Below are 21959 nucleotides of genomic sequence, written 5' to 3'. Positions count from 1 at the left end.
GCTCGATGCAGAAACTGTCGAGAAACGGAGCAAGGAAGCTGGAGGTTATGGCGCCGGCAGCAGGGCCGGCAAAGGCGCGCATCCTGGCCGTGGATGACGACGAGCGCAATCTGCTGGCGATCGGCGAGGTTCTGGCCCCTATCGGTGAAGTCGTCTGCGTGCAGTCGGGCGAAGAGGCGTTGCGCGCACTGCTGAAGGAGGATTTCGCAGTCATCCTGCTGGATGTGCTGATGCCCCGGCTGGATGGCTACGAGACCGCGGGATTGATCCGCCAGCGCGAGCAATCCAGGCGAACGCCGATAATTTTTCTCACCGCCATCAACAAGGAAGACGCGCACATGTTGCGCGGCTACGACGCCGGCGCGGTCGATTACGTGTTCAAGCCTTTCGACCCGGCCATGCTGCGTTCCAAGGTCGCCGTGTTCGTCGAACTTCATGAGAAGACGCTGGAAATCCAGCAAAAGGCGGCTGCCGAGCAACGGCTGCTGGCCCAGGCACTGCAGGCGCAGAAGGAAAAGCTCGAGGCCGAGCGAGCCCTGCGCAGCGCCCAGGAGCGGCAGCATGCCATTTTGAGCTCTCTTCCGGTCTGCTTCCACGCAAGGGCGGCGGAGCCGCCGTTCGGCGCCAGCTTTGTCACCGAAGGGGTCGAACGCCTGACCGGCTTTCCTCCCGAACGCCTGACATCCGATCCAGGCTTCGGCCTGAGCCGGGTTCATCCCGACGATCTGCCGAGAGTGAGGGAGGTCCTGCTCGCAGCCAAGGCCGCCGGCTCCTACACCTGCGAATTCCGCTGGCAATGCGCCGACGGCAATTACCGGATTTTTCTCGACCAGGGCGTCCTGTCGAATGGCTCCGACGGCAAAGAGCCTGAGATCCTCGGCACGTTGCTGGACGTTACCGAGCGGCGCGAGCTTGAGAACCAGCTGCTGCAATCGCAGCGCCTCGACGCGATCGGCAAGCTTACCGGCGGGCTGGCGCATGATTTCAACAATCTGCTTGCCGCAATTCTCAGCGGATTGGGATTGCTCGAGCGCCACGCCGAGTTCGATGGACAGACCAGGCAGGTTCTGGAACTGACACGCCGGTCGGCAAAACAAGGCGCCGAGCTCGTCAACCGCATGCTTGCGTTCTCGCGCCGCCAGACGCTGAGGCCGCAGGCCGTGCGCCTCGCCGCGCTCGGCGATACAATGAACGGGTTGGTGGCCCCGGTCCTGGGCGGCCTGATCCGTTTCGATTGGCTTGTCGACGACACTGTGTGGCCGGCGCATGTCGATGCCAGCCAGCTGGAGCTCGCGCTGATGAACCTGGTCTTCAACGCGCGCGATGCCATGCCGTCCGGCGGCACGATAATCGTGGAGGCGCAAAATCGAACGCTAGGCCGTGCAGCCGAGGATATTTCGGCGGGCGACTATGTCGTGGTCACCGTCAAGGACACCGGGTCGGGCATACCGGCTGACATTCTCGCCAAGGTCGTCGAACCGTTCTTCACCACAAAACCGGTCGGCAAGGGCACTGGCCTCGGTCTGAGCACGGTGCATGGTTTCGTCAAGCAATCGGGCGGCACGCTTCGCATTGAAAGCACCGTCGGCAGTGGAACATCCGTCCAGCTCTGGCTGCCGCGTTCAATCGAGCGTCCGGTCGAAATCCCCGAGAAATCCGATGCCGACGACAGCGTCGTGAATGCCGGCGAGGACTATCCATCGGTCCTGCTGATCGACGACAGCAACGTACTGCGGGAACTGACGGTGCAATCGCTTCGCCAACACGGCTTTGCGGTTACCTGTGCCGCGGGCGGTGCCGAAGCGCTGGCGATGATCGAGCGCGCGCCGTACGATTTCGATGTCATCGTCACCGATTTTGCCATGCCGCTCGTCTCGGGCCTGGAGGTCATTCGGTTCGCCCGCAATCTGCGGGCCGATTGGCCGGCGGTGATGATAACCGGATATGCCGATGCCGACGCGATCGCCGGCCGGCCCCCCGACGTGCCGCTGCTCGGCAAACCGCTGCGCGATAAGGATCTGGTGGAGAGCATTCTTGCAGCGGCCGCGCGCGCCGGCTCGCAGAAAGCCAGGCAGGCCCAGCCGGTGAAAGGCGGGTACCGGTTTTCGACCTGAGGAGACAAGCCTCATCGAATCGAAACGGTACGTTCCGTATCCTCGATCGTCCGCGACATCCAGCCTGTGCGCAACACGGAGCGCCGGCCATGCCGCGCTCGACGGGCTGTGATGCGATTGATAAGCCCTCTCCGCAAGGAGAGTCGAGACATGACCGTTGCGATCGAGATGGGCCAGACGAGCGCAGGCGCCCCGGCGGCGCTGGATCTCGAGGAGCTGCTGGCGACCCGCCTTTTGGTGCAGGGCAATTCGGGCTCCGGCAAGTCCCACCTGCTGCGCCGGCTCTTGGAGCAGAGCGCGCCCTGGGTGCAGCAGACCATCATCGACCCCGAAGGCGACTTCGTGACGCTGGGCGACCGTTTCGGCCACCTGGTGATCGACGCCGAGGAGCATACCGAGCGCGGCCTGCAGAGCGCCGGCGAGCGGGCGCGCATCCACCGCGTCTCCACGGTGCTCAATCTCGAGGGGCTCGACGCCGAGAACCAGATGCGGCGCGCCGCCGCCTTTCTCGGCGGGCTTTTCGAGGTCGCCCGCGACCACTGGTACCCGATGCTGGTGGTGGTTGACGAAGCGCAGCTGTTCGCGCCGGCTGTCGCCGGCGAGGTTTCCGACGAGGCGCGCAAGCTCTCGCTCGGCGCCATGACCAATTTGATGTGCCGCGGCCGCAAACGCGGGCTGGCCGGCATCATCGCCACCCAGCGGCTGGCCAAGCTTGCCAAGAACGTCGCGGCCGAGGCTTCCAATTTCCTCATGGGCCGGACCTTTCTCGATATCGACATGGCGCGCGCCGCCGACCTGCTCGGCATGGAGCGGCGCCAGGCGGAGGCTTTTCGCGACCTCGAGCGCGGGCAATTCATGGCGCTCGGCCCGGCGCTGTCGCGCCGTCCGCTGGGCTTGCGGATCGGCCCGACCGATACAAGTCCGCGCAACGCGACCCCGCGCCTGATGCCGCTGCCGGAATCGGCGTTGGAGGACGCGCGCGCGATCATCCTGGCGGCCCCGCCGCCCGAAACCGTCCGGCCGCAGCGCCGGTCGTCGCCGGACCTGCTCGACCAGCTGATGGCGGCGAAATCGGCGGCGCTGGAAATCCGCCCCGAAGCGGTGGAGCCGCCGATCAGCGCCGAGGATTTGGCGGAGCGCCGCGAGCGCGTCGACCGGGTGCTGCGCGCCGTGCTGGCGCAACCCGATGCCGGCTTCCGGGTCATCGGCGTGCTTTATCAGGAGTTCGTGGTCCGCTGCCGCATCGAGGGCCTCGCCTCGGTCGTGCCGGACCTGCCGGAGTTCCGCCGCATGCTGACCCGCGCCCGCGCCGGCCTCGGCTCCGACATGGCAGGCGATGACGCTTGGCAGGACGTCTCGGCGCGCGCCTCGCTGCTCCCCGAGGACATGCAAGGCGTGTTCATGATGATCGCCCGCGCCGCCAAGGAAGGCTGGCCCTGCCCGAGCGACGCGGCGATCGCCCGCGCCTACGGCTCGCACTCGCTACGCCGCGCCCGGCGCCTGCTGATATATATCGAGGAGCAGGGGCTGATCGTCTGCCAGCTCGACGGGGTTGGAAGGCGGACGGTGACGCTGGTGGAGCTCGCCTGGGCGACCGCGCCGGGCGATCCCAATGCAGAGGACGCGGAGCAGGGGAGTTTGGCGGTGTAAGGGCTGATGCGGTTCCGATAGCGAAATGGCGGCTTTAACGTTTGAAGAAGGGTTGCGGACGTTCAGCCCGACGGGACCAAGGTCTGTTCCCAGGTCTAGCCGCCCCCTCTCAATGGCATCCCCGGACCGCCCGGTGGATCTGCATCGCAAGTGGCGGGTGGCGGGGCAGCCACAGGGTGGACATTTCAGCCCACATCGAAAATGATCATGTTGCCATGCACACACTGTAGTGCTCTGATTTCGACGAAAAGCCTGAGCGTAGAAGCGGATCAACCGACCTCCGGGTCCAGCGAGCGAGGACGCAAATGGACACCCAAGAGAATGGGCAATTGCATCGCGACGCGGGCGGGCGACCCTGTCGATCGGCCGGCTGGCTTACCCGCGCCGCCGTGTTGGCGGCATTCCTGCTCGGCATGGCTTTCAGCAGCACTGCGTTTGCGCAGGACCAACAGTTACCCGTGGTGACGGCGGCCAAGCCGGTGGTCCGTGAAATCGTCGAAGACGACGAGTTCGTCGGGCGCTTCGAAGCCCTCGACCAGGTCGCCATCCGTTCGCGCGTCAGCGGCTATCTGGACAAGGTCAGCTTCCAGGACGGCGCACTGGTCAACAAGGGCGACCTGCTCTTCACCATCGATCAGCGTCCGTACCAGGCGGCTTATGATGCCGCCAAGTCGCAAGTGGACGTCGCCAAGAGTCTGCTCGAATTCTCCAAGATGCAGCTGGATCGCGCCGACGAACTCGCCAAGACCGGCAATATCTCAACCGCGACGGTCGACGACCGCCGGCGGGAATACCTTTCGGCGCAGGCGCAGATGCAGGGCGCGACGGCTGCGCTGACGACGGCCAGACTGAACATGGAATTCACCGAGATCAAGGCACCCTTGTCCGGCCGCATCGACCGCCGGCTGGTGTCGGTCGGCAACCTCGTGCAGCCGGATTCCACCTTGCTGACGACCATCGTTACGCGCGATCCGATCGACTTCTATTTCGACGTCGATGAGCGCCTGTATTTCAGCTACGCCCGCGACGCGAAGGAGCGCGGCGGCAGCATGCAGGAAGGCGCCGGCGGGCTCGAGGTGGTGGTTCGCGTCGCCGACCGCGCGGAGGCAGTATTCAAAGGCAAGCTCGATTTTGCCGAGAACCGGATCGACAACGCGACCGGCACCATGCGGGTGCGTGCAAGGTTTCCCAACGCCGACGGCATTCTCCAGCCAGGCATGTTCGGACGCATCAACGTGCCGGGGTCGCTGCCGCATAGCGGCGTGCTGGTGCCCGACGAGGCGATCGGCGCCGATCAGGATCGCCGCATCGTGTTCCTGGTGGATGAGGCCGGGATGGTGTCGGCGAAGCCCGTGCGCACCGGCCCGCTTCTCGACGGCTACCGGGTGATCCGCCAGGGCCTGACCGGCGATGAGACGATCATCGTCAACGGGCTGATGCACGCCAGGCCCGGCACCAAGGTCAAGGTCGAGATGGTGACGTTGCCGCCCAGGGCCGAGACCGCCGAGTTGCAGCAATGAGGTTCGCACATTTCTTCGTCGACCGTCCGATCTTCGCATCGGTCGTTTCGATCGTCCTGCTGATCCTCGGCGGGATTGCTTATACCCAGCTGCCGGTCGCGCAATATCCCGAGATCGCGCCGCCGACCATCGTCGTTCGCGCCCAGTATCCGGGCGCAGACGCCGAGACGGTCGCAGCGACGGTGGCAACGCCGATCGAGCAGGAGATCAACGGCGTCGAGGGCATGCTCTACATGTCGTCCTATTCGTCGGGCGACGGGGCGATGGCGCTGACCATCACCTTCAAGCTGGGCACCGATCTCGACCAGGCGCAGGTGCTGGTGCAGAACCGCGTGTCGGTCGCCGAGCCGCGCCTGCCCGAAGAAGTCCGCCGCCTCGGCATCACCACCACCAAGACCTCGCCCGACCTGATGATGGTCGTGCACATGCTGTCGCCCGACAATACCTACGACCAACTCTACGTCTCGAACTACGCCCGCTCGCGGGTGCGCGACATACTGCTCAGACTAGACGGCGTCGGCGACCTCATCATCTTCGGCGAACGCGAATATTCGCTGCGCATCTGGCTCGATCCGGAAAAACTGTCCGCCCTGGGGATGACCTCGGGCGATGTGGTGCAGGCGCTGCGCGACCAGAATGTCCAGGTGTCGGGCGGCTCGATCGGCGCGCCGCCGACCAGCACCGGCACGGCGTTCCAGTACACGGTCACAACGCAAGGCCGCTTCAACGACGCACGCGACTTCCGATACGTGATCGTCAAATCGACCGACGACGGCCGCCTGATCTCGCTCCAGGACGTGGCGCGCATCGAGCTCGGCGCCAAGGATTACGTCACCAACTCCTATCTCAACGGCAAACCGGCGGTGGCGCTCGCCATCTTCCAGCGGCCGGGCACCAATGCGCTCGCCGCAGCCGCGGAGATCCAGGACAAGATGAAGGAGCTTTCCCGCGACTTCCCGAAGGGGTTGAGCTACGACATCGTCTACAATCCGACCGAGTTCGTCGCCGAGTCGATCCAGGAGGTCTACAAGACGATCCTCGAGGCGATGCTGCTGGTCATCATCGTCATCATCGTCTTCCTGCAATCGTGGCGCATGGCGATCGTGCCGATCGTGGCGATTCCCGTGTCGCTGATCGGCACGCTGGCGGTACTTTACGCCGCCGGCTTCTCGCTCAACATGCTGACGCTGTTCGGCCTCGTTCTGGCGATCGGCATCGTCGTCGACGATGCGATCGTCGTGGTCGAAAACGTCGAGCGCAATATCGCCAGAGGGCTGGCGCCCAGTCCGGCGTCGCACCTGACCATGGACGAAGTCGGAACGGCCGTCATCGCGATCTCGCTGGTGCTGATAGCCGTGTTCGTGCCGACAGCCTTCATCCCCGGCATTTCTGGGCAGTTCTATCTGCAGTTTGCTATCACCATCGCGGTGTCGACGGCGATCTCGGCATTCAATTCGCTGACGCTTTCGCCGGCGCTGGCCGCACTGCTGTTCAAGCCGCATCACGCCGCGGCGGCGCCGCCGCGCTTTTTCCTGGCGCGGTTCGGACGGGCGCTCGCCGACGGCTTCAATCGCGGCTTCGACAGGGTCGCCCATTGGTATTCGAGCATTATCCGCGTGCTGGTCGGCTCGTGGATAACGATGGCCGCCATGCTGGCCGTTTTCGCGGCCCTCATCTACGCCACGGTCTACATGGTGCAGGCGGTGCCGCGCGGTTTCATTCCGTCGCTTGACCAGGGCTATGCGATCGTCGTCGTCCAGTTGCCGGACGGCGCTTCGCTGTCGAGGACCGATTCGGTCATCCAGCAGGCGTCGCAGATCATCCAGAAAACGCCAGGCGTCGATTACGCTGTCGCCTTCGCCGGCTTCTCCGGCGCGACCTTCACCAACGCCAGCAACGCGGGCGTGATCTTCGCCAGGTTCAAGCCGTTTGACGAGCGACTGAAAGCCGGCCAGTCGGCGACCCAGGTCATCGGCAATCTGTTCGGCAGCCTGCAAAGCATCAAGGAAGCCTTCATTATCGCACTGCCACCGCCGCCGATCCGCGGCGTCGGCAATGCCGGCGGCTTCAAGCTGCAGATCCAGGAGCGCAACAGCGCCGACATGCGGCAGATCCTGGCGCTTGCCTACGAAATCGCCGGCAAGGCCAACAAGACGCCGGGGCTGACGGGCGTGTTCACCACCTTCTCCGCGTCGAGCCCGCAATTCTTCCTGGAGATCGATCGCGACAAGGCGCGCATCCTGAACGTGCCGATCCCCAACATCTTCGAGACGCTGTCGATCAATTTGGGCACCGCCTACGTCAACGACTTCAACGCGTTCGGGCGCGTCTACCAGGTGCGGGCGCAGGCCGACCAGGCGTTCCGCCTCGATCGCGCCGACATCTTGAAACTGAAGGTGCGCTCGGCGACCGGCGCGCTGGTTCCGCTCGGCACGTTGATCGAGATCCGCGACGTCACCGGCCCGGCGCTGGTCCAGCGCTACAACATGTACGTCTCAGTGCCGCTGCAGGGCAACGCCGCGCCCGGCGTTTCCACGGGCGACGCGCTGGCATTGATGGAAGAGATCACGGCAAAGACGCTGCCGGCCGGTACCTCCTATGAATGGACCGAGCTCGCCTATCAGGAGCGCAACACCGGCAATGCCGCTGTCTATATCTTCGGACTGTCGGTGCTGTTCGTGTTCCTGGCGCTGGCGGCGCAATATGAAAGCTGGGTGCTGCCGTTCGCCATTGTGCTGGTGGTGCCGCTCGGCGTGCTCGCGGCGTTGCTCGGCGTGTCTTTCCGAGGGCTGGACAACAACATCCTCGTGCAGATCGGCCTCATCGTGCTGATCGGGCTTGCCGCGAAGAACGCGATCCTGATCGTCGAATTCGCGCGGCAGGCGCAGGAACGCGGGCTGTCGGCCGCCGAGGCTGCCGTCGAAGCCTGCCGGCTCAGGCTGCGGCCGATCCTGATGACCGCCTTCTCGTTCATCCTCGGCGTCGTGCCGCTGATGATCGCAACGGGACCGGGCGCAGAAATGCGCCAGTCGCTCGGCACCGCGGTGTTCTCCGGCATGCTCGGCGTCACCTTCGTCGGCCTGTTCCTGACGCCGGTGTTCTACGTCACGCTCAGGTCGCTGTTTTCACGGCGCAAGCCCCGTGCCGAGGCCGAACCTTCGGGGCCGGCAGAGGCGCCATCGGAGACGGCCGCCGAGTAGGGTTACGAATTCGCCGCGCGAGCGCGGTTATCACTCCAGAAAATCGGCGCGGCGCGGCAACGGCTACGATCTGCGCAACCTCGGCGTCGAGGTGCCGCGGAGACCCTGCTCGGTCTGATCCAGCCTGACAGCCGCATCCAGTTCAGCGAGACGATGCCGGGCGGAGAGGCCAAATGCGATCTTCTATCTGGTCGACCAGGCGGGGCTTGAGGGCGCAACCGCGACCTCCGGAGTCCTCGCTTGCGATGTCTGCTTCCGCCCGACGCGATCACCGTGCGCCGACAGACCTGCAGGCAGCCGATCAGGCGGGTGCGGCGCCCGCGGCGTCAACTTCGTGGCGCCGGCCGTCGTCCAATTCCTCAGGCGGCGCCTGGACGCCGGCTTTGTTTCCGTGAATCTCGCCATGCCGCATTGCACAATCGTCTCGCCTGCGCAAAATGCGGCATGATCCGCAAATCCCTCACTGTTCTGGTGATCGATGAAAACCACATCCGCGCTTCGATAATCGAAGCGGGATTGCGGGAGGCCGGGCATCAGCAGGTCACGGTCATCCACGACGTCGCCGGCATCGCGCGGCGGATCGCCGAGATCGAACCCGACGTGATCGTCATCGATCTCGAAAATCCCAACCGCGACATGCTCGAAAACATGTTCCAGCTTTCGCGCGTGGTGAAGCGGCCGATCGCCATGTTCGTCGACCGCTCGGATCAGGCTTCGATCGAAGCTGCGGTGGAAGCGGGGGTATCGGCCTATGTCGTCGACGGCCTGCGCCAGGAGCGGGTCAAGCCGATCCTCGACATGGCGATCAGCCGCTTCAACGCCTTCTCGCGCATGGCGCGCGAACTGGAAGAAGCCCGCAGCGAGTTGGAGAGCCGCAAGGTGATCGATCGCGCCAAGGGCATCCTGATGAAATCGCGCGGCCTGTCGGAGGACGCGGCCTACACGCTGCTGCGCAAGACAGCCATGAACCAGAACCGCAAGATCGCCGAAATCGCGCAGAGCCTGGTGACGGCGGCAGGGCTTCTGGATCCCGAGGAGAGTTGAGAATGGCGGCCGAGCACCGGATCAATGCTGGCTTCATGCCGCTCTTCGACAGCGCCATCCTTGTCGCGGCGAAGGAAATCGGCTTTGCTTTGCGCGAAGGCATCGACCTCACCCTCAACCGGGAAACGTCCTGGGCCAACATCCGCGACCGCATCGCCATCGGCCACTTCGATCTGGCGCACATGCTGGGGCCGATGCCGATCGCCTGCAATCTGGGGCTGACGCCGCTCGCCTCCGATACCGTCGTGCCGTTCTCGCTCGGCCTCGGCGGCAATTGCGTGACGGTTTCGAACGCGGTCTGGGCCGGCATGGCCGCGCACGGCGCCCAACCCGATCTCGATCCGGCGCGGGCCGGCAAGGTATTGCGAGCGCTGATTCGCGAACGGGCGAATGGCGGCGGCGATCCGCTGCGCTTCGCCGTCGTCCATCCGCATTCCGGGCACAATTACGAATTGCGCTACTGGCTCGCCGCCTGTGGCATCGACCCGTCGCGTGAAATCGAGATCGTCATCGTGCCGCCCCCCTTCATGGCCGACGCGCTCGCCGCCGGCAGGATCGACGGCTACTGCGTCGGCGAACCCTGGAACAGTGCCGCGGTCGTCGCCGGCACCGGCCGCATCGCCACGGTCAAGGCGGCCATCTGGAAGACCAGCCCGGAGAAAGTCGTTGGCGTGCGCAAGGCATGGGCGGAAAGAGAGCCGGACGCGCTTTCAGCCCTGCTGCGTGCGCTTCATCACGCGGCGCGCTGGTGCCAGGATCCGGCAAACCGTGACGAACTCGCGGCCCTGATGGCGCAGCCGGCCTTCCTCGGGCTTGCGCCGGCGCTGCAGATGCCGATTCTCAGCGGGCATCTGGCGCTCGGCGGCGGCGCCGAACTCACCGTCGGCGACTTCTTTCTGCCCTTCAACAAGGCGGCGAACTTCCCGTGGAAGAGCCATGCGCTGTGGTTCTACACGCAGATGGTGCGCTGGGGGCATGTCGCGCACACGCCGGAAAACCTCGCTATTGCCCGCGACTGCTACCGCCCCGATCTCTACCGCTCGGCGTTGAAGCCGCTTGGCGTGGCGCTTCCCGGTGCCAATGCCAAGGTCGAGGGCGCGCTGAAGGCCGCGACTCCGGTCGGTTCGGCGGGGGCAAGCCTGGTGCTCGGTCCCGATGGCTTCTTCGATGGCCAGATATTCGATCCCGACGAGATCGACGCCTACATTGCCGGCCAGAAATTGGCGCGCGCTGAGGCCTGATCATTTCTCCGGCATTCTTGTGCGCTGCACAAAAAATGTGCGTGCAACTGCGCTAATGAACAATCCTTGGCTTGCTCGCCCAGCGGGCCGGCGCGCCGAAGATTGTGGCATGCCGTTGATCTCATTGATGTTTGTCACCCATTCCGAAACTGGCACGGTTCCTGCTTTGTAATAGGCAGACTCTTCTCGGGTCACGGAATAGGCGTCCAATGGCGGGCGCTACAGGCAAAGCTGCCGCTCAGGTCAACACGCGATCCCGGATGGACGGACGCGCGCGGCCTGGCCGGCGGCTTTTTTTGTTTTGGTCGAACACGCAATCGACGGCGCCGATCCCAAGCCGCGCCCAACCGGAGATGACGATGACGAAAAGCACCAATAGCCATTCCGCCCAAACGGCGATCAGCCGCCGGGATTTCCTGAGGATCAGCGCGGCCACCGCGGCAACGCTGGCCGCGGCGCGTGCGCTGCTGCCCTCCGGCGCCTATGCGGCGCCCGCCGCGCCGGAAGTCACCGGCGCCAAGCTCGGCTTCATCGCATTGACTGATGCAGCACCGTTGATGATCGCCAAGGAGAAAGGCCTGTTCGAGAAATTCGGCATCCCCGATGTCGAGGTGCTCAAGCAGGCCTCCTGGGGGGCGACGCGCGATAATCTGGTGCTCGGCGGCGAAGCCAACGGCATTGACGGCGCCCATATCCTGACGCCGATGCCTTATCTGATGCACACCGGCAAGGTGACGCAAAACAAGCAGCCACTGCCGATGGCGATCGTGGCGCGGCTCAACTACGACTGCCAGGGCATTTCCGTCGCCCAGGAATATGCCAGCACCGGCGTCGGCCTCGACGCCTCCAAGCTGAAGGACGCCTTCGCTGCGAAAAAGGCCGCAGGCAAGGAGGTGAAGGCCGCCATGACCTTCCCGGGCGGCACGCACGATCTTTGGCTGCGCTACTGGCTGGCTGCCGGCGGCATCGATCCCGACAAGGACGTCTCGACCATCGTCGTGCCGCCGCCGCAGATGGTCGCCAACATGAAGGTCGGCAACATGGACGTGTTCTGTGTCGGCGAGCCGTGGAACGAGCAACTCGTCCACCAGAGCGTCGGCTTCACCGCCGCCACCACCGGCGAACTGTGGAAGGGCCATCCGGAAAAGGCGCTCGGCCTGCGCGCCGCCTTTATCGACAAGTACCCGAACGCCACCAAGGCGATCCTGATGGCCGTCATGGAAGCCCAGCAATGGTGCGAGGCAAAAGAAAACAAGGACGAGATGGCCGCCATCATCGGCAAGCGGCAGTGGATGAACGTGCCGACTGCCGACATCATCGGCCGCCTCAAGGGCGACATCAACTACGGCAATGGCCGCGTCGCCAACGGCACCGACCTCTATATGAAGTTCTGGAAGGGCGGCGTGTCCTATCCCTTCAAGAGCCACGACAGCTGGTTCCTCGCCGAAAATATCCGCTGGGGCAAGTTCGCGCCGACCACCGACATCAAAGCACTGGTCGGCCAAGTAAACCGTGAGGATCTGTGGCGCGAGGCGGCCAAGGATCTTGGTGTCGCCGCGGCCGATATTCCGGCGTCTACGTCGCGAGGCACTGAAACCTTCTTCGACGGCAAGATATTCGATCCGGAGAACCCGTCGGCCTATCTCGACAGCCTGAAAATCAAGGTGTCGGCCTGAGCCTGACAGGGATGCGCGGCAGGCGGTGGCAGCGCCGCCTGCCTTGCACCTGCCGCCAAGGAGTTTTTCGAGAAATGTCTATCCAAGCCATCGAGGACCGCAAGGTGAAGCCGTTCCCCGCACCGGCCAAGCCCGCCGAGGTCATCGCCTTGACCGCCAGGGCGCGGCGCCGCTTCGACCCGGCCGCGGTCGCCGCCAAGCTGGCCAGCACGCTGGTGCCGCCGGTCATCGTCATCACCATTATGCTCGTCGTCTGGCAGGTCGCCTGTTCGTCGCCCACGGCCAGCCTGCCACCGCCGAGCCGGGTGTGGAACGAGGCCTATGACCTGATCGCCCACCCGTTCTTCGACAATGGCCCGCAGGACATCGGACTCGCCTGGCGGGTGCTGATGTCGCTGCAGCGCGTCGCCATGGGCTTCGGCCTGGCAGCAATCGTCGGCGTCGCGCTCGGCGCGCTCGTCGGCCAGTCGATCTGGGCGATGCGCGGTCTCGATCCGGTCTTCCAGATCCTGCGCACGGTGCCGCCGCTCGCGTGGCTGCCGCTGTCGCTGGCGGCGTTCCGCGATTCCAGCCCGTCGGCGATCTTCGTCATCTTCATCACCTCGATCTGGCCCATCATCATCAACACCGCGGTCGGTGTCCGCAACATCCCCGAGGACTACCGCAACGTCGCCCGCATCCTCCGGCTCAACCAGTTCGAGTTCTTTGTGAAGATCATGGTGCCGGCGGCCGCGCCCTATATCTTCACCGGCTTGCGGATCGGCATCGGCCTGTCCTGGCTCGCCATCGTCGCCGCCGAAATGCTGACCGGCGGCGTCGGCATCGGCTTCTTCATCTGGGACGCGTGGAACTCGTCGCGCCTGCCCGACATCATTGTCGCGCTCGCCTATATCGGCGTCACCGGCTTTTGCCTCGACCGCCTGGTCGCGGCGGTCGGCGTCTTCGTCACCCGCGGCACAACGGCAAAGTGAGGAGAGGGACGATGACGGCCTATCTGAAACTCGACCACATCGACAAATCCTTCGCCCGCGGCAGCCAGGTCAGCGACGTGCTGAAGGACATCCGGCTGACCATCGACAAGGGCGAATTCGTCTCGATCATCGGCCATTCCGGCTGCGGCAAGTCGACCTTGCTCAACCTGATCGCCGGCCTGACCAAGGTCTCGGCCGGCGCCGTCCTGCTCGAAGACAAGGAGGTCGACAGCCCCGGCCCGGAACGCGCCGTGGTGTTCCAGAACCACAGCCTGCTGCCATGGCTCACCGTCTACGAAAACATCAGCCTCGCGGTATCCAAGGTCTTCGGCGGCAAAAAGAGCCGGGCCGAGCGGCATGAATGGATCATGCGCAATCTCGATCTCGTGCAGATGGCGCATGCCAAGGACAAACGTCCGGCCGAGATTTCGGGCGGCATGAAGCAGCGCGTCGGCATCGCCCGGGCGCTGGCCATGGAGCCGAAGATCCTGCTGCTCGACGAGCCCTTCGGCGCGCTCGACGCGCTGACCCGCGCGCATCTTCAGGACGCGGTGATGGATATCCATTCGAGGCTCGGCTCGACGACGATCATGATCACTCACGATGTCGACGAGGCGGTGCTGCTGTCCGACCGCATCGTCATGATGACCAACGGGCCGGCGGCCACCATCGGCGAGGTTCTTCCCGTGCCGCTGGCCCGGCCGCGTCGGCGCATTGAGCTTTCCTCCGACCGCACCTTCCTGCGCTGCCGCGAGGCGGTGCTGAAATTCCTCTACGAACGCCACCGCTTCGTCGAAGCCGCGGAGTAAGGCCATAATTGGAAACTCGTCATCATCATTGGCAAATCTGCATCGGCAATGGGCAATCTACCGCATTGCACAAATATTATGCTGCTGTGCAAGGCATTTTGACTAATCTTTGATCCGCTGCCGAGCTTGGTCAAAAGTCGCGCGGCTGCGGTTCATATTGATTTCATTCTATAATTAAGAGCGCTGTCGAATTGGCACGCTTCCTGCTTTCCAAAATGTAGGGTCCGCAAGGGCCAAGTGACACGGCGTCCAATGGCGGGCGCCACAGGCAAAGCTGCCGCTCAGGTCCACACGCGCTCCCGAAATCCCGGACGCGAAGACCTGGCCGGCGGCTTTTTTGTTTTGACGCAATCGACACGCTGGTCCCAAGCGGCGCCAACCGGAGACGACGATGACGAAACGGATCGGAACTGGCGCGTCCCTCGCGGACTTCACGCGCCGCGATTTTCTGGCCGCCAGCGCGCTGACGGCGGCGCTGTTCACCGCCGCGCTCCTCCTCTTTCCCGCCGGCGCCAAGACTGACGGCAAGGGTCTTGAAGTGACCGCGCAAAGGTCGGTTTCAACCAGTTCGCCGATGCTGCGCCGCTGACAGTCGCGAACGAACAGACAAGGGCGGTGCCTCCCACGCCGCAAACCGGAGCCAGAAAATGACCGTAAATCTCCCAGCCGCGCCCAGCCAGGACAGCGCTCCCCGGCAGGCGCTTGCCATGTCCACCATCGCCTTCACCGTCTGCTTCGCGGTGTGGACGATCTTTTCAATCATCGGCGTGCGCATAACGCAGGAGCTGGGGCTGAACGAGACGGAGTTCGGCCTGCTCGTCGGCACGCCGATCCTCACCGGCTCGCTCGTGCGTATGGTGCTTGGTGTCTGGACCGACCGTTTTGGCGGACGGCTGGTATACACCGCGACCATGCTTGCGGCGGCGGTCGCGACCTTTCTGCTCGCTTTTGCGCACACCTACGGGCAGATGCTGGTCGCCGCACTAGGCGTTGGGCTCGCCGGCGGTTCCTTCGCCGTCGGTGTCGCCTATGTCTCGCGCTTCTTCCCGGCCGGCAAGCAGGGTACGGCGCTTGGCATTTTCGGTGTCGGCAATGTCGGCGCCGCGGTCACCAAGTTCCTGGCACCGTTCGTGCTTCTTTCCTGGGGCTGGCAGTCGGTCGCGCTGATCTGGGCGGCAGCACTAGTCGTCATGGCCGCCGTCTTCTGGTTCACGACTGGCGACGATCCGGTCATCCGCGAGCGCCGCGCCGGCAAGGCAGCGCCCAAGAGAAGCTTCTTGCAGGAATTCGCGCCGCTCAAGAACCTGCAGGTCTGGCGCTTCGCCTTCTATTATTTCTTCGCCTTCGGTGCATTCGTGGCGCTCTCGCTGTGGCTGCCCCGCTACCTGATCGGCGTCTACGGCTTCGGGCTTGCGACCGCCGGCATGATTGGCGCGGCCTATTCAATTCCGGCAAGTATTTTCCGCGCCTATGGCGGCGTGCTTTCCGACCGGATCGGCGCCCGCACCGTGCTCTACTGCACCTTCGCTGTCAGTGCCGTCGCGACTCTCGTTCTGTCTCTCCCCTCGGCAGACTACGTCGTGCGCGGTATCAGCGGGCCGATCGCCTTCCATTTCGAGATCGGCCCGCTTGCCTTCATAGCCGTTGCCTGTGTGCTCGGCTTCTTCATGAGCCTTGGCAAGGCCGCCGTCTACAAGCACATCCCGGCTTACTATCCGCAGAGTGTCGGCGCGGTCGGCGGCGTTGTCGGCATGATTGGCGGGCTCGGCGGCTTTATCCTGCCAATCGCCTTCGGCGTGCTCAACGACCTCACCGGCGTCTGGTCGAGCTGCTTCATGCTGCTCTTCGTCATTGTCGCCACCTGCTTTGCCTGGATGCATTTTTCCATCCGGCGGATGGAGCGCACGGCGTCTGACGAAGCTTCAGGCCTTTCCTACGCGGCTGAGTGAGAGCGGAGTGGATCAGGACATGACCGAGAAACTCGTCATCATCGGCAACGGCATGGCCCCCGGGCGCATGCTGGAGCATCTCCTGGAAAAGGCGCCTGGGCGCTACCAGGTCACCATCTTCAACGCCGAGCCGCGCGTGAACTACGACCGCATCATGCTGTCGCCGGTTCTGTCGGGCGAAAAGGCCTATGAGGAGATCATCATCCATGGCGACGGCTGGTACATCAAGCACGGCATCACCCTCTACAAGGGCCACAAGATCGTCGCCATCGACCGGCAGGCAAAGACCGTCACCTCCGATCATGGCGTGACCGAGCCCTACGACAAGCTCGTCATCGCCACCGGCTCGGTGCCGTTTATCATTCCGGTGCCAGGCCATGACCTGCCGGGCGTGCTCACCTATCGCGATCTCGACGACGTCCGGGCGATGATGCTTGCCGCCCAGTCGCGGGCCAAGGCTGTCGTCATCGGCGGCGGCCTGCTCGGTCTGGAAGCGGCTGCGGGTCTGAACGCGCAGGGCATGGACGTCACCGTGCTGCACGTCATGCCGACGCTGATGGAGCGTCAGCTCGATCCGGCCGCCGGATATCTCCTGCAGCGCGCCGTCGAGCAGCGCGGCATCAAGGTCATCACCAAAGCCAACACCCAGGCGATCACCGGCAACGGCAAGGTCGAGCGGGTGGAGCTTGCCGACGGCACAGTCATTCCCGCAACGCTCGTCGTCATGGCGGTGGGCATCAGGCCGAATGCGGCGCTGGCGAAGGAAGCCGGCATTGCGGTCAATCGCGGCATCGTCGTCGACGCCGGCATGCGCAGCAACGATCCCGATATCTACGCAATCGGCGAATGCGCCGAGGTCAACGGCCAGGTCTACGGGCTGGTCGCGCCGCTCTACGAGATGGCGCGCGTCGCCGCCAGCCATCTGGCCGGCAATGAGGCGGCGGCTTTCGTCCACATGGACACGCCGACTAAGCTCAAGGTCACCGGCATCGAGCTGTTCTCTCTCGGCGACTTCGCCGAGGGCGATGACCGTCAGGAGATCGTGCTGCGCGATGCCGCGGCCGGCGTCTACAAGCGCCTCGTACTCAAGGACGACCGCATCATCGGCACTGTGCTCTATGGCGAGACGGCGGACGGCGCCTGGTTCAACGACCTCAAGAAGAAGCAGACCGACATATCCGAGATGCGCGATACGCTCATCTTCGGCCAGTCCTACCAGGGAGGCGCCCCCCTGGACCCTATGGCGGCCGTTGCAGCCTTGCCGGATGATGCGGAAATCTGCGGTTGCAACGGCGTATGCAAGGGAAAGATCACCGGCGCGATCACGGCCAGGGGCTTGACCTCGCTCGACGATGTGCGCGCCCACACCAAGGCGTCGGCCTCCTGCGGCTCCTGCACCGGGCTGGTCGAAAAGCTGATGGTGCTGACCATCGGCGACAAATACAACCCCGCGGCGGTCCAGCCGATGTGCAGCTGCACCGCGCTTGGCCATGACGAGGTCCGCCGGCTGATCAAGGCCAAGGGCCTGAAGACCATTCCCGCCGTCATGCAGGAACTGGAGTGGAAGACCTCCTGCGGCTGCGCCAAATGCCGGCCGGCGCTCAACTATTATCTCGTCTGCGACTGGCCCGACGAATACGCCGACGATTACCAGTCGCGCTTCATCAACGAGCGCGTCCACGCCAACATCCAAAAGGACGGCACCTATTCGGTAGTGCCGCGCATGTGGGGCGGCGTCACCAACGCCGCCGAATTGCGCGCCATCGCCGACGTCGTCGACAAGTTCGAGATCCCGATGGTCAAGGTCACCGGCGGCCAGCGCATTGACATGCTCGGCATCCGCAAGGAAGACCTGCCGGCGGTATGGGCCGATCTCGGTCAGGCCGGCTTCGTCTCGGGCCACGCCTATGCCAAAGGACTGCGCACGGTGAAGACCTGTGTCGGCTCGGACTGGTGCCGCTTCGGCACGCAGGATTCGACCGGCTTGGGCATCCGTATCGAAAAATTCATGTGGGGCTCGTGGACCCCGGCCAAGGTCAAGATGGCGGTGTCGGGCTGTCCGCGAAACTGTGCCGAGGCGACCTGCAAGGATGTCGGCGTGATCTGCGTCGATAGCGGCTACGAGATCCATTTCGCCGGCGCCGCCGGTCTCGACATCAAGGGCACCGAAGTGCTCGGCCTGGTCAAGACCGAGGACGAGGCGCTGGAGCATATCGTGGCGTTGACGCAGATGTATCGCGAGCAGGGTCGCTATCTTGAGCGTATCTACAAATGGGCCAAGCGCGTCGGCATAGCTGAGATCAAGCGTCAGATCATGGACGATGGCGAGAAGCGCAAAGCCTATTTCGACCGCTTCGTCTTTTCGCAGAAATTCGCCCAGGTCGACCCATGGTCGGAACGTGCTTCCGGCAAGGACAAGCATGAATTCCGGCCGATGGCTTCGGTCGGCTTTGCCCAGGCGGCGGAGTAGGCGCGTGTTCCCGAAAAGTGGAATGCGGTTTTCGGACAAGAACACGCGCAAAAGAGGAATGGCCACATGAATTGGGTATCGATCGGCACGCTCTCGGACATTCCGCGTCGCGGCGCGCGCTGCGTCGCCACGCCGGAAGGAAAGATCGCCGTCTTTCGCACGGCCGACGATCAGGTCTTTGCCATCGACGACCATTGCCCGCACAAAGGTGGGCCGCTCAGCCAGGGCATCGTCCATGGCACGGCGGTGACCTGTCCCTTGCACAATTGGGTGATCTCGCTGGAGACAGGCAAGGCGCTCGGCGCGGACGAGGGCGCGGTGCGCACCATTGCGGTGCGGATCGACGGCGAGCGGCTGTTCATTGCGCTGGAAGCGCTGGCCAGCCGCGCGGCGTGAACCATGCAGATTGATGAAGCGCGCGAGGTGAGGACCACCTGCCCCTATTGCGGGGTGGGTTGCGGCGTGCTGGCGAAGGTCGCCGCGGACGGTGAAATAACCGTTCGCGGCGACCCGGACCACCCGGCGAATTTCGGCCGGCTCTGCTCCAAAGGCTCGGCGCTGGCTGAGACCATCGATCTCGACGGCAGGTTGCTATACCCGGAGATCCACGGTCGCCGCACCGACTGGGACGAAGCGCTCGACCTTGTCGCTTCGACCTTCTCGCAAACCATTGCCGAACACGGCCCTGGTTCGGTCGCCTTTTATGTTTCCGGCCAGTTGCTGACCGAGGACTATTACGTCGCCAACAAGCTGATGAAAGGCTTTATCGGCTCGGCCAATATCGACACCAATTCGCGCCTGTGCATGGCCTCGTCGGTCGCCGGCCACCGCCGCGCCTTTGGCTCGGACACCGTTCCGGGAAATTACGAGGATCTGGAACTTGCCGACCTGATCGTGCTGGTCGGCTCCAATCTCGCCTGGTGCCATCCTGTACTCTACCAGCGCATTGCCGCCGCCCGGGAAAAGCGGCCCGAGATGAAGGTGGTGCTGATCGATCCTCGCCGCACCATGACCTCAGACATCGCCGACATGCATCTGGCGATCGCGCCCGATGGTGACGTCGCTTTGTTCACCGGCCTGCTCGCCTATCTCGGCCAGCACAACGCGCTGGACCGCACCTATATCACGGCGCACACGACCGGCTTCGGGCAAGCGCTTTTCGCCGCCTCGGCGCTCGATCTTGCCGGCATCGCGGCTGCCACGGGTCTCAGTGAGGACGAACTGGCCCGCTTCTACAGCCTGTTCGCCGCGACGGCGAAGACCGTGACCGTCTACAGCCAAGGCGTGAACCAGTCGTCTTCGGGCACCGACAAGGTCAACGCCATCATCAACTGCCATCTGGCCACCGGCCGCATAGGCCAGCCCGGCGCCGGGCCGTTCTCGGTGACCGGCCAGCCCAACGCCATGGGCGGCCGTGAGGTCGGCGGCATGGCCAACATGCTGGCCGCCCACATGGAGATCGAAAACCCCGAGCACCGCGAACGCGTGCAGCGCTTCTGGAATGCCCCAACCGCCGCCGAAAAACCCGGCCTGAAAGCGGTCGAGATGTTCCAAGCGGTGGCCGACGGACGCATCAAGGCGCTGTGGATCATGGCCACCAACCCCGTCGATTCGATGCCGGACGCCGATGCCGTCGAGGCGGCGATCAAGGCCTGCCCGTTTGTCGTGGTGTCGGACGTGCTGGCCAAGACCGACACGGTCCGCCACGGCCATGTCCGGCTGCCGGCCACCGCATGGGGCGAAAAGGATGGCACCGTCACCAATTCGGAGCGCCGCATCTCGCGCCAGCGAGCCTTTTTGGCCACGCCTGGTGAGGCAAGGCCAGATTGGTGGATCATCGCTGAAGTCGCCAAGCGGATGGGCTTCGGCGAGGCTTTTTCGCATGTGTCGCCGGCCGACATCTTCGCCGAGCATGCCGCGTTGTCGACATTCGAGAATGACGGGGCACGCGATTTCGACATCGGCGCCTACGCCGGGATCGATGCAGGGACGTATGAGGAGTTGGCGCCATTCCAATGGCCAGCGCCGAGCCAGGGAACCCCCCTCTGGCCTGGCGGCCATCTCCCTCTCAAGGGGGGAGATTGGATGTCGCCACCGGTTTCGCCAATCGTTGCCATTGCTGAAAAGGCGGTGCCGGCAAAACTGTCAATCTCCCCCCTTGAGGGGGAGGTGGCCGGCAGGCCAGAGGGGCGCGCGCGGCGCCAGCTGGAGGACAAAAGCACCCGCTTCTTCGCCAACGGCAATTTCTACACACCCGACGGCAAGGCACGCTTCATTGCCATCCGCCCAGCCGCACAAACCCGCACCAGCCCGGACTTCCCGCTGGTGCTCAACACCGGGCGCGTGCGCGACCATTGGCACACCATGACGCGGACCGGCAAGAGCCCGCGCTTGTCGCAGCACATGGCCGAACCGTTCGTCGAAATCCACCCGTCGGATGCGCAGCACTTCGGCATCGGCGATGCCGAGATCGTCCGCGTCTCGACTGCCCATGGCGAGGTGCTGGTCCGCGCCCTGGTGACGGTGCGCCAACGCCAAGGCTCTGTATTCGTTCCGATGCACTGGACCGATCAGTTCTCCGGCCGCGCGCGCGTCGATGCACTGGTCGCGCCGACGACCGATGCGATTTCAGGCCAACCGGCCTCGAAGAATGTTGCCGCCCGCATCGAGCGGTTCGCCGCCACAGCCTTCGGCTTCGCCGTGCTTGCCGAACGGCCCGCATCGATCGACGCCGATTACTGGAGCCTCGCCCGCGGCCCCGCCGGCTGGCGGCTTGAAATTGCGCTGCAGGACAGCCGCGACTGGACCGGGTTTGCCGCCGCGCTATTAGGCATGGAAGGCGAGACGCTCGCCTATCACGACATCGCCGGCGGGCACCATCGCTTCGCCCGTTTCGCAGGCAATAGGCTGGTCGGCGCGCTCTATCTTGCGCCAACCCCGGTGGCGGTGTCGCGCGGCTGGGCAGTCGAACAACTTGGCGCTGACCATGCCAATCGGCAGGCGCGGCTGGCGATTGTCGCCGGGCGGCCGGGCGGCAACAGCGTCGACCGCGGTGCCATCGTCTGCGCCTGTTTCGGGGTTGGTGCCAACCAGATCGCGGAAGCGGTACGCGGCGGCTGTACCAGCGTCGCGGCAATCGGCGCCGTCCTTCACGCCGGCACCAATTGCGGCTCTTGCCGCGCCGAGATCAAGACCATTATCGACGGGCGGCGTCTGCAAGCTGCGGAGTGAATGCGCCGAGAACTCTGCCGTGCCGCCGCATGATGCTTACTAGCAATTTACAAACCATGGGCTACCAACGTTCTGACTTCGATT

Annotated in this window: 14 protein-coding genes; all 14 read left to right on the top strand. The window is 64.5% G+C overall.

The window, feature by feature from the left end; genetic code table 11:
• The first annotated feature begins 47 nt into the window (after positions 1 to 47).
• The 14 genes from NKI08_RS03820 to NKI08_RS03755 all read left to right on the top strand — a co-directional run bounded on the left by NKI08_RS03820 (position 48) and on the right by NKI08_RS03755 (position 21875).
• Positions 48 to 2114 carry a PAS domain-containing hybrid sensor histidine kinase/response regulator gene (locus NKI08_RS03820; protein ID WP_352767275.1) on the top strand — a complete coding sequence of 689 codons (2067 nt, stop codon included), beginning with the start codon at positions 48 to 50 and terminating at the stop codon, positions 2112 to 2114.
• A gap of 150 nt (positions 2115 to 2264) precedes the next feature.
• Entirely contained in the window at positions 2265 to 3764 is a 1500-nt protein-coding gene (locus tag NKI08_RS03815) for a helicase HerA domain-containing protein (protein ID WP_352767273.1), read from the top strand.
• A 413-nt stretch (positions 3765 to 4177) separates the two neighbouring features.
• Positions 4178 to 5284, top strand: coding sequence for an efflux RND transporter periplasmic adaptor subunit (locus NKI08_RS03810; RefSeq protein WP_352470181.1), 1107 nt, complete (start codon positions 4178 to 4180; stop codon positions 5282 to 5284).
• On the top strand, positions 5281 to 8484 hold the full coding sequence (locus NKI08_RS03805) for an efflux RND transporter permease subunit (RefSeq protein ID WP_352767271.1): 3204 nt from the start codon (positions 5281 to 5283) through the stop codon (positions 8482 to 8484). Before NKI08_RS03810 ends, NKI08_RS03805 begins: the two co-directional genes overlap by 4 nt.
• 444 nt (positions 8485 to 8928) lie before the next feature.
• A complete protein-coding gene (locus NKI08_RS03800) occupies positions 8929 to 9528 on the top strand; it encodes an ANTAR domain-containing response regulator (protein WP_023676288.1) in 600 nt (199 codons plus the stop codon).
• 2 nt (positions 9529 to 9530) lie between these two features.
• Complete coding sequence (locus NKI08_RS03795; protein WP_352540393.1) at positions 9531 to 10769, top strand: CmpA/NrtA family ABC transporter substrate-binding protein; 1239 nt, start codon at positions 9531 to 9533, stop codon at positions 10767 to 10769.
• 359 nt (positions 10770 to 11128) lie between these two features.
• Complete coding sequence (locus tag NKI08_RS03790; RefSeq protein ID WP_352767269.1) at positions 11129 to 12445, top strand: CmpA/NrtA family ABC transporter substrate-binding protein; 1317 nt, start codon at positions 11129 to 11131, stop codon at positions 12443 to 12445.
• Positions 12446 to 12519: 74 nt separating this feature from the next.
• The gene (ntrB, locus tag NKI08_RS03785; RefSeq protein ID WP_352767267.1) at positions 12520 to 13416 is read left to right on the top strand and encodes a nitrate ABC transporter permease; all 897 of its coding nucleotides are present in this window, start codon (positions 12520 to 12522) and stop codon (positions 13414 to 13416) included.
• Between the two features lie 11 nt (positions 13417 to 13427).
• Complete coding sequence (locus NKI08_RS03780) at positions 13428 to 14225, top strand: ABC transporter ATP-binding protein (RefSeq protein ID WP_352469908.1); 798 nt, start codon at positions 13428 to 13430, stop codon at positions 14223 to 14225.
• A gap of 391 nt (positions 14226 to 14616) precedes the next feature.
• A complete protein-coding gene (locus NKI08_RS03775) occupies positions 14617 to 14814 on the top strand; it encodes a twin-arginine translocation signal domain-containing protein (protein ID WP_352469909.1) in 198 nt (65 codons plus the stop codon).
• Positions 14815 to 14872: 58 nt separating this feature from the next.
• The gene (locus NKI08_RS03770) at positions 14873 to 16174 is read left to right on the top strand and encodes an MFS transporter (protein WP_352767264.1); all 1302 of its coding nucleotides are present in this window, start codon (positions 14873 to 14875) and stop codon (positions 16172 to 16174) included.
• Positions 16175 to 16193: 19 nt separating this feature from the next.
• Positions 16194 to 18644: a nitrite reductase large subunit NirB gene (gene nirB, locus NKI08_RS03765; RefSeq protein ID WP_023676296.1), complete on the top strand. Its 2451-nt coding sequence runs from the start codon at positions 16194 to 16196 to the stop codon at positions 18642 to 18644.
• A 66-nt stretch (positions 18645 to 18710) separates the two neighbouring features.
• Positions 18711 to 19040, top strand: a complete 330-nt coding sequence (gene nirD / locus NKI08_RS03760; RefSeq protein ID WP_023676297.1) for a nitrite reductase small subunit NirD — start codon at positions 18711 to 18713, stop codon at positions 19038 to 19040.
• Between the two features lie 3 nt (positions 19041 to 19043).
• Entirely contained in the window at positions 19044 to 21875 is a 2832-nt protein-coding gene (locus NKI08_RS03755; RefSeq protein WP_352767261.1) for a nitrate reductase, read from the top strand.
• Positions 21876 to 21959 lie beyond the last annotated feature (84 nt).

It is taken from the genome of Mesorhizobium sp. M0768 (assembly GCF_040320195.1).
In the GTDB taxonomy this organism is placed as follows: domain Bacteria; phylum Pseudomonadota; class Alphaproteobacteria; order Rhizobiales; family Rhizobiaceae; genus Mesorhizobium.
Note: the sequence above shows the minus strand (reverse complement) of the source record. Positions and strands in the feature narration are given on the sequence as shown.